This window comes from Pseudozobellia sp. WGM2 (assembly GCF_017810075.1).
Lineage (GTDB): Bacteria > Bacteroidota > Bacteroidia > Flavobacteriales > Flavobacteriaceae > JADNYK01.
This window is the reverse complement of sequence record NZ_JADNYK010000001.1, coordinates 563,160-576,644: the sequence shown is the minus strand read 5'-3', so window position 1 is coordinate 576,644 and position 13,485 is coordinate 563,160. Positions and strand designations below refer to the sequence as shown.

Here is a 13,485-nt window from a genome sequence, read left to right as displayed (position 1 = left end):
AGAAAGCAAACAATACTTTTGAATTACATTTTCTCTGCAAAGCGCCTAGAGATGCTCGAGCGCAATTTACGCTCATAATCTTCTTCGAGCCACTCTTTATAATTTTTAGTGTTGTTCATGATACAATACGAATATTGGCGAACGCGATAGGCAATTTCATCTTTTAATTCTTTTGCTAGAATACGCGCATCAAAAACATCTTCTGCATTTTCAACACAAATTTTGGCATGCTGCTCAATACTGCGTTCAATGACAATTTTTGATTTTAGGCCCTGAGCAAAAACTTTTTTGTACTCTTCTTTGATGTTATAACTAATATCGGTCGAGTTACTGAACTTTTGACGTAGTTCATCAGGCATTTCATAAACAAACTCTCGCTCAATTTCTTCATCATTCTTGATATTCTCTAGGTAAAAATCAGGAAAATGGAATATCTCTTGCCAATCCATTGGTGCATCCCACAAACCGAAACGAGCGACATTGTTACCTAAATCGACTACTGTAAATTGGTCTTTCTTAGGTAAGATACGGCTGCCACGACCTATCATCTGAAAATAAAGAGTGAGAGACCTTGTAGCCCTATTCAAAATAATTGTCTCTACCGAAGGTTCGTCAAAACCGGTGGTAAGAATACTTACAGAGGTTAAAATCGCATCAGGTGTATTCGAAAACCATTCGAGAATATCTTTTCGTTCTGAAGCCGTGTTCTTATTGTCTAGATGCCGAACATTGTACCCTGCCTTTTTAAACGTTTCATACACATAATGAGAGGTATTTATTCCGTTATTGAATATTAGGGTCTTGGTACCTTCGGCTATTTCTTTATAGGCAGAAAGTAATTTACCCAACATATTATGATTACCATAGAGCTCGTCTGATGACTTTACTGTATAGTCGCCACTAATACCCAATTTCAAGCTTTGCAAGCTTACATCATAATTATAGACATTGGCCTTTGCCAAAAATTTCTTCTTGATTAACGATGATATAGATTCACCCACGATCAACTTTTGGTAGTTGTCTTTCATGGGCAATTTGATGTTCGAGCTTAACGGAGTTGCCGTAACACCTAATATGGTAGATTTGTCAAAATATTTAAAGAGCTTTCGAAATGAGTTGTAGTGTGCCTCATCGATAATTACCAGACCAATATTATTTATTTCTACTTTTTCTTCTTGTAGCCTGTTGTTCAAGGTTTCGACCATAGCTACGAAACACATAAACTCATCTTGGTCGCTTAACTCTTTTACTTCGCTATTGATAATTTTATTACGAACCCCAAAACCTTTTAGCATTTTTGAGGTCTGAAGACTCAACTCTATCCGGTGGGTAAGAACAACAACTTTTTTACCGGTTTTCTCAATATAACGTCGAGCTATTTCAGAAAATACGACTGTTTTACCTCCACCGGTAGGCAATTGATATAATAAATTACCCTTAGCCGTATCACTTTCTAGATGTTCAAAAATCTTATGTAGATCTTGAATCTGGTAGTCGTAAAGCTTTTTTTCCGTTTTGTCTGTTTTTACTTCCAAGTAGGTGGTCGTATTTAGATTTTTATACGTTTTAGTCTTAAGAAATGGCTAAAAATCTTAATTTGCAAAACTAAAGGAAAATTGTAGTAGATTGAAATTAATCTTCTGGAAAAGCCAAATTTTAATGAACACGTCTCATTATCATTACATTACAAACGAAGCAAAAATCAGGTGTTTATTTAAAATGGACTCTAATACGTATTCAGTCAATTATATCTAGAGCTCTGGAAAAGCCTTCGGCATATGCCCAATTTTGCTCTTGGGTCTCTGCATAAATTTTAACTATTCGTTCTTTAAAATCTGGTAAAAGAGCGTTGATGGAAACAAATTGTAAGGCTTCATTAAATGAATTGAGCATACTTTTATAAAATGCTTCGGGTACATTTCGTTCTTTGGCGAAAAGTTGTGCAATTTCAATATTGTACAACATGGTATCGGCTACCAGGTGTGGGGCTACACCCAATTTAACAAAGTGCTTTATAAATTTATGTGCAACCGATCTTCGAGCCTTAGGTCTTCTCCTTTTGACCGGAAAATACTCGTTACTAATTTTGGCCTTTGCATCTTGAACCAATTTATCCTCCTTGGGGTTGAAAATAAAATCATAATACTCTTTCACCACTGGAAAACGCTGATAGAGGTCCATCATTTGTTCTTCAATAGCTTCTTTAGGTAATTCAGAAAGGTATTTCTTTAAGGCCCTCTTGCTCATATAATTTTTTTTGAAAGGTTAAAAATAGCGGAATGCCTGAAATTTAAAGCGGTATAACGAACAAAATCTTAAACTTCTCATAAATTATGTATAAGATTACTGACAAGTCTTTGGAAAAGACGTAATAAAAATGTATAATGAGAACTTGTAGTAATTATAAACATAAGCAATATATATGAGGCAACTTAAGATTATCAAGCAGGTAACCAACCGGGAATCAAAATCATTGGACAAATACTTGCAAGATATCAGTAAAATAGACCTGATCAATGCGGCCGAAGAGGTTGAATTAGCACAGAGAATACGTGCCGGAGACCAAGTGGCATTAGAGAGGTTGACCACTGCAAACTTACGATTTGTAGTTTCTGTTGCAAAACAATATCAAAATCAAGGTCTAAAATTACCCGATTTAATTAATGAAGGTAATTTAGGTCTAGTCAAAGCTGCGAAACGTTTCGACGAAACTAGGGGGTTCAAGTTCATCTCTTATGCCGTCTGGTGGATCCGTCAATCTATACTTCAGGCACTTGCCGAACAATCTCGTGTAGTTAGACTTCCTTTGAACAAGATTGGTTCGATCAACAAAATCAAAAAGACCTTTTCTTATTTAGAGCAAGCTCATGAGCGCCCGCCTTCCGCCGAGGAAATTGCCAAAGAATTGGAGATGACCGTAAGCGAGGTAAAACAATCGATAAAGAATTCAGGGAGACATGTCTCTATGGATGCGCCATTACGCGAGGGTGAAGACTCTAACTTATACGATGTTCTGCGTTCAGGTGAATCTCCGCGGCCCGATAAGATTTTAATGCAACAGTCTCTGAATACGGAAATTAACCGCGCGCTAGAAACATTATCACCGCGAGAGGCTGACGTAGTTAAACTTTATTACGGTATTGGTGACCAACAATCGATGACGTTAGCTGAAATAGGTCAGACTTTTGACTTGACAAGAGAACGTGTCAGACAGATTCGTGAAAAGGCAATTCGTAAATTGAGACATAATTCAAGAAGTAAACTGCTGAAGACCTATTTAGGATAACCCAGTTTGTTATTAATATTTAAAAAGGCCTCAACATTTGATGTTGAGGCCTTTTTATGTACAACTAATTAACTAAAAACACTAAGAATAATTTAATTTGCTTATTTCTTGACTTTTAAGAATCTCATTTAGACTTTCGATAAAAATCATGTAAGCAGCATTGTCTGGATTATGATTTGCCATAGTAGTAGGTTTTAAAAAATTAAGATTGGGGACTTTTCGATAGCGGATTACATATAATCCAATTCTACCAATTCGTTTACACTTAAAATTTCGTTTAGCTCTTGTAAGAAAGAAAGGTACTCTTCTCCGTAAGTATCGTAAAGCATGATGATATAGGTTAAGTTAGACTTTTTTATACGTTAGCGATTTGGGTCGCTTTATTTATATAGTAAAACTATTGATATACTTTTGGGGCGACAACAAATTGTGGTGTAAGCAGCTTTTTTTGTTGTAAAACCTAGAAATTATGTAAAGGTGTATGCTTAATCTTCTTTGAATGTGCTCTTTACCGGTTAATTCGTCTTCTACCACGATTAATACTAGAGAACAGTATTATACATTATAGTGGTGACTGAAAATATTCACGTGTTGAAAGTTGAATCAAATTCGTCGATTACTTATAGCTTTCAAATAGGAGACTCTAACAATAACGAGTAGCCTGGGCCGTTTTATAACTACTTGCCTGTAATGTAAAAGGCATAAAACCGGTTAACGATGAAAACTCATTCCAGACTATCATTAAAAACCTTATTAAAAAGGTTTACTAATGTATTTGCACTACTAATGACCTTACATGTGTTGGGGGCACCAGTACCTATAACTGAAGACATAAATAATACCATAGAACTGAAAAGCTATAGTTTCAATGCAAAAAAACGAAGTGCGTTCGTTATATCTGGTGTTTCTGAACAAATAGAAAGAGGTCTAACAATTATCCACTTCAATACTTCTCTGAAATATGAATATAAAACCTTCGATACCTATTCAAGTACAGAGGCTTGCGAACAGGCAATTGATGTGATTGAAAGTCTGATAGAAAAAAAAGCATTCTTTACCATTTTGGCGCATGACTCCGCCGCAAATACTTTACTAAATAGCTCTAAAGAATTAAAAGGTAGTGGATTACCCCTATTAACAGGTATTAAAGGAAGACAAGCGTATATCATGCATAATTTTAATGGTGATATTTTTGAAAGTATTGATGATGTTGAAGTTACCTTGACGCTTTCCATCCCTCAGAATATATCAGATTCGAATATTTTCTTTCCCAAAGTGAGGTATGAGTTCGAACCGAACAACAATAGATACATCGCTCACGCAGGTGGAGAAATCAACGGTGTGAAATCAACAAATTCTAAAGACGCCCTAGATTTAAATTACAAAAATGGGTTTCGATTATTTGAGCTTGATATTATCGAAACAGCTGATAAAAAACTTGTGGCGGCACACGACTGGAAAATGTGGGCACGTTTCACTGATTATAGTGGAGCTTTGCCCCCTACTCTAGCTGAATTTAAAAAACATAAGATTTATGGTGATTACCATACTTTAGATATGGATGGAATAAATACATGGTTTCAGAACCATCCCGATGCTATTTTGGTTACCGACAAAGTCAATGACCCTATTGCTTTTGCGGAAGCATTCGTAGATAAGACCAGATTGATTATGGAACTGTTTAGTCAAATGGCCATTGAGGAAGCTGCTGCCCATGGTATTCAGACCATGATATCTCAAGACCCATTATTGCAAATTAAAGGTGATAAAATAGATTACTTGGCTATTAACAATATAAAATATGTGGCGGTTTCTCGTCGCATTATTTCAGGCAAGACCAAACTAATGCTACGGCTTAAAGAACAGGGTATAAAGGTTTATGTATACAATGTTAATTTTGATCCTGGCAAAGATGAAAAATACGTGTACGATAATGAATTGGGCCTAGTTTATGGTATGTATGCCGATAAATGGGTGTTTGATGAATTTGAAGCTTCTAAATCATCAAGATAGTTATCTATTCCTTTAAATGCTTATTCCATATCATAGTAGTGACATGAAAGTATAACGGGGCAGAAAATTAATTCTGCTGCTTTAAAATTTCACTTGATAAGTAATACCCGCCGAGATGCCGTAGAAAAAACTTCCTGCAGAGAAAGCGAGCTCTTGTCTTGTAGCTCCAATATTTGCGCGATAAGCGTTTTGACTGTTCTTTCCGGTGAATTGATATTCTAAACTTAACCTTTGTGATTCAACATAAAGTAAGGTTTCCGCAAGTAACTCATCCCCAGAAATAATCTGTCGCAGCTCTGGTGAATACCCCATACCAACGTTCACACCGAAATAGTTTTCAGCATCCTTAAGATATTTACGTACCAAAAGATTTCCTGAAAATCGCGTGAGGTTATCAGGTTGTGGTGTAATATAAGAACGAAGAGAAAAATAATAATTACCCCTATAATGCCCTATCGAGTTAGTGATGACAGACACATTTTTAGTGTCTAACACGATGTGCCTTCCGCCCGCAGAAAATTCAATAGCCCCAGGTAGGTTGGCGTAAAGGTCACCGCCGAATTTATGCTTCGGGTAAATACTCGAGTCAGAGTATCCGTAATTCAAGTAGGCATAAAAGCGTTTAGAGAATTTCGGATAAAAGTCTAAGTCGTATTGGAGTCCGTTCTTACCCAATCGATTACTATAGTTCAATCTAGGAATAATGCTACCGGCAAGGGTCTGACGTTTATAAGAGATGCTTGAATAAATCATGGGATCGTAACGCTGATCGAATACGGTTACCGCATTTCTCACATCTACCCTATTATTTGAGACCTCTGTATCTACAGGACTTTTGGGTTTAATATCTACCTTATCATTTTCTTCGGCTATCGCTACTTCTGTATTGCGCTCTGAACTTTTAGTCGAACTTGGGCCGCCTGTTTCTTGATTATACCAACCCTCATCAGAGTAGTTCTTTCCATTGATTCGATCGAATGCAATTTTCTTCAAGCGTTCAATTTCGCTATCAGAATCGATATATGACAATGCCTTGTTAGCGAGACCCAAAGCCAAGCTATTATTCTTGGCATATAATTCATTTTTTATCGCTGCTGCCCAAATTTTTCTATCGGTTCGTTCTTTAGAAGTAATGGTATTGAATTCATTTCTAGCCTGAACATATCGACCCTCCCAACTATACGTATTCGCTAATAAAGACCTAGCATCTATATGATCGGGCCTATTATCGACAAGCCCCAATAATAAAGTCTTGGCCGAAGAGTGTTTGCCTTGGTAAACAAGATCATAGGCTTTTTGATAAGTAGACTCAAAACCGTCGTTATGAGCCATGTCTTGACCTCTACCAAAACTGGTCAGAAACAAAAAAACCAATGATATGTAATATTTATTTACCATTATTCTCTGGTGGCAGCAGCAAGACCATTTTTAGATTTTCTGGTATTTATAACCAAGCCCACTTTACGAGCCTCACTTTTTGCCCTATCGATTTTGTCATTAATTTCATGGGCGCTAGAGCTATTTTCCTGTACTTGATGAACCAATTCCAATGCTTCTTTTGTTCTACCAGACCAGAAATACACATCGAAAAGAGCCGAATAAGAATCAATATAATTGGGGTTCATTTTAATACAATCTTTCAAAATCTCGATAGCACTTGGGTAATCACCGCTCCATACACTGGTTCGGCCCATTAACACCTTAGTATCGATATGGCTCGGAGATTCAGATAAAATATACCTGCATAACAGAATAGCCTTATCGTATTCTTTTTTAAACGCTAAAGCTCTGGCTTTCATATATACCTTATCAAAATTTTCACCGCTATAGACACTATTTATCCAAATAATTTCACTGTCAGTAAATTTCTCTTTTTGAACGCTGTATATCGCCAAGCTATCAGGTATAATTTTGTTGTTGGCCGTTACATAAGCGTTCATAGATTTAAACGATTGTAGTTTTGATTCGACCGAAGAACCCGTAAAGCTCGAGCTTAAATTCATATTTTCATCAATCTCATAAATCTCCCCGTCCGAATACAGCTTATCTCCACTTATATATTCTTTCAATTCGTTTTTATTACGCATTAGAGGAATGTCTTTTTCGGCCCTAAAAGCAACGTTCATATCGAGACCATCGCCCAGCCAAGCCACTTTTTTGGGCATTTTCAATTCATATTTGGTCTCAAGCAAGGCCAACAAACTTGGTGTTACATCGTAATGGGAATTAAGGGCACTCATTTTTCGAGATTCTTTGAGCATCGGGCTATAAACAATCAAGGGCACATGAAAACGGCTCAAATCATTACGTTGCGGTATAGGTATAAGGCGGTGGTCTCCGGTAATTATAAAAATGGTGTTCTCATAACCGGGTTGTTTCTTATAAGCTTCAAAAGCATATTCAATAGCCTCGTCGGTATACATCAATGTGGCAAAAACATTACTGTTCTTTTCTATAATTTTCTTTGTTTTGCCTTCATGAACACCGGTTGCCAATACTGTACTTACTTTCTTCTCGTATACTTCCGGTTTAGGTGGAATAAAGGGTTCATGGGTACTGATGGTCATATAAACTTCCATTCGCGGTTTCGTATTATCTCTAGGAAGACTCATACTTTTTTTGAAAAGTTCTTTATCAGGATAGCCCCAAGAAGAACCTGCGGCATCTTCGGCCTGCATGGTATATTTACTGCCAAAACCCGATTTGTCGAGAATAAAATCGACATTCTCACTATTCAAAAATCGATCTACATTATCAAAAGCACTATTGGTACCTTGATAAAAGGAAGTATGGTAGTCATTATTTTTTAAAATTCCGTAAAGGGTTAATTTATTCGGATACTTTTCCAATTCCATAAATCCGCTTTTACCAAAAGGTAACGAACCCATTAAAGAGGGAAGTACTCCAAAAGTTCGACCGGTATTGCTCAAACAATTTTCCCAGTACAGCGATCTAGTGGTCAACTCATCTAAAAATGGAGTGAAACCACCGAATTCGGCACCTTCACCGACAAAATCTCTACCCAAACCTTCTACCATAATAAATACGATATTGGGTTTTTCTTCTTTCAAATTAAAGTACGGCGCAAGAACATTTTCCGTCTTTTGTGTTTTAATTAACGGAAACTCTATACTAGAATCATAGGATGTATCTTCGGTAGAGGTGTCATAAATATTTAATGCTAAATACTGGGTTTTGTTGTGGTTGATGGGCTTACCCTCTATGAACATGGTCATAATGAACATGCTGAAAAGTATGATGGTAAACGGGTACATCTTACTGATATAATGGTAATGTTTTGAGGTTACTTTATAAAGACCATAAAAAAGTGATATGATTACGAAAAAGCCAATAAAAATGGAGTATGAAATTCCCCCAGAATTGGTAATGGTGATCTTTATGTCTTCTAAACTGTAGCCCAATAAATCTGACCCAAGCGGAACGAGAGCGGTACAGAAGTAGCTGATCAGCATAGCTTCTATAATCAATAACACAATTAAAAAAACGAAGATCAAATTGAAGCCATATTTAGGTCTTAAGTTCTCCCAAAAATTAAATGGAAAAACCAGTAAAACCCCAACTAAAGAGGCGAAACCGATTTGATGAACGGCAGCAATAAGAAAACTAGTACCAAATATGATGTCGACTACACCCTTGAAATAAAGGGTTACATATTGATAGGTAGTCAGCACTAAAAGACTACCGAAGAAAGAGATAATCAATCGGGTGTAATGCTTTAAGCTATAACGATCTATCGTACTGGTATTCATTTTTAATTTTAGGTGGCTTTGGCAAATCCTTTTCTGACCTGCGATCCCCAACCAGACTTTATCTTGAATAATTTTTTATAGTTTCCTCGAACTGCGGACCATACTACAATTGGGTGAAACGCCAATGGCTCTATAATCGCACAGAACATTAGAATCAAAATATCCTTTGTTTTTTTATATTCATTGTAACTGTACACATCCCAAAGAATGGCATAAAAGGAAAACATGACCGAAAACACGTAAACCATTGTAGTAATAGCTATGAAGAAATCCCAGTTCAATATGCCCAAATAGATGAACAAAACAATTGTGAAGAAGCCAAAAAACTCCATTAGGGGCGCTAGCCATTCATAAAAGAACCAATAGGGATAGCTTAACAAGCCGAGACGACCATATTTTGAATTAAAGAACATGTCTTTGTGCTTAAACAGGGTCTCTAAGTTGCCCCTAGCCCATCGATCACGTTGATTGACCAAAATCTTTAAATCTTCTGGTACTTCCGTCCAACACAAGGGATCTGGTATGTATTCGATGGTGTAGGGCTCGCGCAAATCGTGCATGTGCCGTCGCATCTTAAAAACAATTTCCATGTCCTCCCCTACCGTACCGGTGTCATATCCACCTACTGCAAGGGCAATTTCGCGATCAAAAAAGCCAAAAGCTCCTGAAATAATCAAGAGACTGTCTATACGGCCCCAGGCCATTCGCCCCAAGATGAAAGACCGAGTATATTCCAATAACTGAAACCGAGCCAACCAATTCTTAGGTAGTCTAATTTCCTCAAGTTGTCCACCTTCAATAATGCATGAATTTGCTACCCGAATTACACCTCCAACAGCAATAACCCTCTTTTCTGAACGCTGGTAAAATGACTTGACCACATGCAAAAGCGCGTCAGGTAACAATAGACAATCAACATCGATACACCCAACATACCGGCTGGTAGAGAGTGACATGCCCGTATTAAGAGCATCTGACTTGCCCCCGTTTTCTTTATCGATCACAGTTAGCTTAGAAAAGGCCCGATGTGGTGATTTATAAACCCCTCGTATCGGTTTGCTTCTCCAATCCGGGTCGATTTCAAAATCTATTTTTATAAGATCATAAGCATCGATCATTTTTTGCAACGTATCGTCTTTGCTTCCATCGTTTACTACCATCACCTCATAATTCACATAGCGAAGTGACATGAGAGATCTTATATTTTCAACTATGGTAAGCCCCTCGTTATAGGCTGGGGCAATAATTGTAATACTTGGAGATAATGGAGACGCCATGATTTTTGACAAGTCGCCAAAACTATTTTTCTTTCTGTAGTGAAGGGAATTTCGAGTAGATAAATACCCCATAATTGTAAATAGCGTAAACAGCACTACCGTAAACACTAGAAAAACAATGTTTATGTATTCAAGAATGATATCGAATAATGTGCTATCCATTCAATTTTCCGAAGATGTTTTTAGGAAAATTGTAGAGCTGAAATAAGAAGGAAGCACCGTTCGGTGATACTTCAGTAGCGATGACCGGTAAATTCAATACCTCTTTATCGTAGGTCTTATCCAAAACTTCCGATAGTTCAAAATCGATGTCAAATATTTCGGGGTCTAGCGAAGGTTCTATATCAACCTCATTCAAAAGTTGATGAAACTCATCTTCAGTATACTGAACCTCAGGATTCTCTTTGGCCATTTGATCGTCAAAAAGTGCTTTGGTCAATTTAGTGTCGTCTTCTTTTTTTTTATCTTTTTTAGTCTCTTCATTTTCTGCAACCTTGGCCACCAACAATTTTAACGCACTTTGAGCTTTTATTCTTATTTCGGTATCGGGGTCTTCGAGCAGACCATCTAAAAATTGAATTTCTTTTTCATCGCCTACAATCACAATTTCTTCAAGAAGTATTAGCTTAGATTCACGATCGATACTCTTAAACAGGTCGGCAAAAACGCTAAAACTCGGTAGGTCTAATTCTTCAATGTGACTTTTGCGAAGTGCAATATGACCATCTCGTTGTTTAGAAAAAATTTCTATCATATGTAGTATTCTATCTTTGATGAAACCTTTGTTTTCCGCCTCTAGTAACTCTTCTAACAATGCAATTTCCCTATGATCACCCATTTCTTCTAAATCATCAAGAAGCCCCATCATATATGCTTCATGTTCATTGTAATAGACCGGTTCTGGAATCAAGTCCTCTATATTTTCTGAATCTTTTGAAACTTCCTCAAATTCCACCTCAATTTCTTCAACACCGTTTTGTGTCAATAACCAAGTAATCACATCTTCACCATAACCCTCTCCATCAACATTTACAAATGCTTCGTCATCGAGTTCAAACTCTATATTTTCTTGGCTGACCGTATTTTCAGTTCTTTCAAAATCGACTTCGAAATCATTTAAAACAAAGCCTTCTAATTCTTCGATAACATCAGATTCACCGGACTCATCATTAGCGCCAACATCTTCAATTTTTCTTTCAGCATCTGTTACTATTGGTAAAAAACCTAATTCTTCAATATCACTTACTAATCGGCAATCATCAACATCAGGGCCAAATTCCTGCTTTTCTTCACCTTCTGTTACCACAGGTAAGAAACCTATCTTTTGGATATCGAACAAGGGTGGTTCTTTTTTTGAATCATAAACTATAGGCACCTTTACTTCTTCAAATTCTACTTCCATTTTAAGTATGCCAGGGTCAGGAGCTTTAGAGTCTTTCATGGTATTTACGTTTTTTGGCTGTGGATGTTTCTTCCCATTATTTAGAATTACTAACGGTAAGAACTCTATATATAAAGGCGGTTGAGCTTTGGTAGATGCCAAAACTGCATCCGCATCAATGTGGGATTTAATTTTAAATAGGTTTTCGACAGTTTCACAAGGCTTTTCAGCCTCCCCTTGAACACTGAGAAAGGAAATATTGGGCAAAACCTCTTCAGATAATTTCTCTGTCAAGGGTATTTCGTTTGCAACGAATGCAGCCAAATTATCAAATAATGATTGGCTCTCTATAGTAGCGTCGGCACTCACATCTTCGTTAACATCTAAAATTTCACAAGTCTCTAAATCAACCTGCTCTTCTTTTACTTCAGTATTATGAGCTTCTTCTTCATTATGTATTTTGTTGGTTTCTTGAACTATGGGGTCAGAATCATCTTCTATAGGTTTAGGTGTCTCACCCATGGTTTCCTTTTCTTCTGGTAAGACCTCTTGTTCATTACTCGTATTAATGAATATATCTATATCACTTTCTACTGAATTTTCAACAGAACCATTTTCAGAAATCTCAACAATGGGTTCTGTAATTTGTTTTTGTATCTGAACCTCTTCTATTTCAATGCCCCTATTGTCAATACCTTCGGTAGGCATCACAGTCTCAGGAACAATCATGTTCATAGCGGCCATAGCTTTACTTTTTACTGCAAAATTGCCCTCACGTTGTGCTACACTATTTAAAAAATCAATATCCTTCTCCTCTCCCAATTCACCGATGACGTCTAAGATTGCAATCTTAATATCGACATTGCATTTTGCCAGAACCTGCTTTAAAACGGGCAGGGCCTCGACAACGTAGAATTCTTTGATACAACCGATGGCCTCAAGTTTGATATGATTGTTTTTGTGTTTCACAAGTTCGATCAATGAAGTGTTAGCATCGTTCTGATTGTAATATTTTATAAGACGAAGAGCGAATAAAACCACATGTTTATTGGTAGATGTCAACCAGAACTTAAACCGCGGAGGGTCGAATGCTTCACGATTTCTTAGTACATCGAGCAATTTTAACTGTTGCCATTCCGATATTTTATACCTCGTAGTATCTAAAAAATAATTGATTCCTTCTGACTTCAAAGTGACCGTAGCAATCTCTGCTTGCTTTCGAACCGTAGACCTTCTATCGTTGATAAATTTTGTTATGAAGCCGTACGCAGGCTCTACGTGCATTTGCGTTAGTTGTGAAATCCCTTTCGAAACAACTTCCCATCGCCAACTATCTAATTTATCAAAGGCATCTTTTTCTAAACCTAAATCTTGATATAGCTTAAACAACCTTTGCTTGGTGTCTCCTGATACATCTTTGCGCAAGTCTAATAACACCTCGGTCAGTACCTTGCGATTAAACTTATCTTTGATGAGTTCACGAATTTGAATCTTCAAATCGATATAGTTCGATTTTTCCGATTTATCTGAATTTTCATCATAGAACAAAAATTCGCTCACCATGGGCGATAATTCTTTCTTTCTATTTTTTGTTTTGGCAGATGTAGAGGATATATTATTTCTAAACACGAACACAGAGATCAAGTATATTACCGCCAACCCAATAAAAACAAAGGTCAACATCCACAGTAAATCAATATCGATTCTTGGTGCGGTTATCAATGGGGGCATTTTATATTTAATACTTGCTATCAGCAC

The 13,485-nt window shown here is 36.9% G+C and carries 8 protein-coding genes; 2 read left to right on the top strand and 6 right to left on the bottom strand.

Going from position 1 to position 13,485, the window contains the following annotated elements; all coding sequences use genetic code 11:
- Nucleotides 1–23: 23 nt before the first annotated feature.
- Both IV512_RS02540 and IV512_RS02535 read right to left on the bottom strand, forming a co-directional pair.
- A complete protein-coding gene (locus IV512_RS02540) occupies nucleotides 24–1,535 on the bottom strand; it encodes a DEAD/DEAH box helicase (RefSeq protein WP_209400293.1) in 1,512 nt (503 codons plus the stop codon).
- Between the two features lie 202 nt (nucleotides 1,536–1,737).
- Entirely contained in the window at nucleotides 1,738–2,247 is a 510-nt protein-coding gene (locus IV512_RS02535; RefSeq protein ID WP_209400292.1) for a DUF6155 family protein, read from the bottom strand.
- Nucleotides 2,248–2,422: 175 nt separating this feature from the next.
- Between IV512_RS02535 and IV512_RS02530 the strand changes: the two genes are divergently transcribed.
- Together IV512_RS02530 and IV512_RS02525 are read left to right on the top strand one after the other, a co-directional pair.
- A complete protein-coding gene (locus tag IV512_RS02530) occupies nucleotides 2,423–3,286 on the top strand; it encodes an RNA polymerase sigma factor RpoD/SigA (protein WP_100868648.1) in 864 nt (287 codons plus the stop codon).
- 717 nt (nucleotides 3,287–4,003) lie between these two features.
- Nucleotides 4,004–5,299 carry a hypothetical protein gene (locus tag IV512_RS02525; protein ID WP_209400291.1) on the top strand — a complete coding sequence of 432 codons (1,296 nt, stop codon included), beginning with the start codon at nucleotides 4,004–4,006 and terminating at the stop codon, nucleotides 5,297–5,299.
- Nucleotides 5,300–5,380: 81 nt separating this feature from the next.
- Here IV512_RS02525 and IV512_RS02520 read toward each other — a convergent pair whose 3' ends face one another.
- The 4 genes from IV512_RS02520 to IV512_RS02505 are packed head-to-tail and all read right to left on the bottom strand — an operon-like array spanning nucleotide 5,381 to nucleotide 13,485.
- Nucleotides 5,381–6,697, bottom strand: coding sequence for a YaiO family outer membrane beta-barrel protein (locus IV512_RS02520; RefSeq protein WP_209400290.1), 1,317 nt, complete (start codon nucleotides 6,695–6,697; stop codon nucleotides 5,381–5,383).
- The gene (locus IV512_RS02515) at nucleotides 6,697–9,069 is read right to left on the bottom strand and encodes a sulfatase-like hydrolase/transferase (protein ID WP_209400289.1); all 2,373 of its coding nucleotides are present in this window, start codon (nucleotides 9,067–9,069) and stop codon (nucleotides 6,697–6,699) included. The genes IV512_RS02520 and IV512_RS02515 overlap by 1 nt, the downstream gene beginning before the upstream one ends.
- 8 nt (nucleotides 9,070–9,077) lie before the next feature.
- The gene (locus tag IV512_RS02510; protein ID WP_209400288.1) at nucleotides 9,078–10,508 is read right to left on the bottom strand and encodes a glycosyltransferase; all 1,431 of its coding nucleotides are present in this window, start codon (nucleotides 10,506–10,508) and stop codon (nucleotides 9,078–9,080) included.
- Nucleotides 10,501–13,485 (bottom strand): HEAT repeat domain-containing protein, encoded by a 2,985-nt coding sequence (locus tag IV512_RS02505; protein ID WP_209400286.1) that lies wholly within the window; start codon nucleotides 13,483–13,485, stop codon nucleotides 10,501–10,503. Before IV512_RS02505 ends, IV512_RS02510 begins: the two co-directional genes overlap by 8 nt.

Excerpts from the sequence above, each read along its gene's own strand:
- IV512_RS02535 (WP_209400292.1), bottom strand. The coding sequence starts at position 2,247 with ATGAGCAAGAGGGCCTTAAAGAAATACCTTTCTGAATTACCTAAAGAA.
- IV512_RS02530 (WP_100868648.1), top strand. The coding sequence starts at position 2,423 with ATGAGGCAACTTAAGATTATCAAGCAGGTAACCAACCGGGAATCAAAA.
- IV512_RS02525 (WP_209400291.1), top strand. The coding sequence starts at position 4,004 with ATGAAAACTCATTCCAGACTATCATTAAAAACCTTATTAAAAAGGTTT.
- IV512_RS02520 (WP_209400290.1), bottom strand. The coding sequence starts at position 6,697 with ATGGTAAATAAATATTACATATCATTGGTTTTTTTGTTTCTGACCAGT.
- IV512_RS02515 (WP_209400289.1), bottom strand. The coding sequence starts at position 9,069 with ATGAATACCAGTACGATAGATCGTTATAGCTTAAAGCATTACACCCGA.
- IV512_RS02510 (WP_209400288.1), bottom strand. The coding sequence starts at position 10,508 with ATGGATAGCACATTATTCGATATCATTCTTGAATACATAAACATTGTT.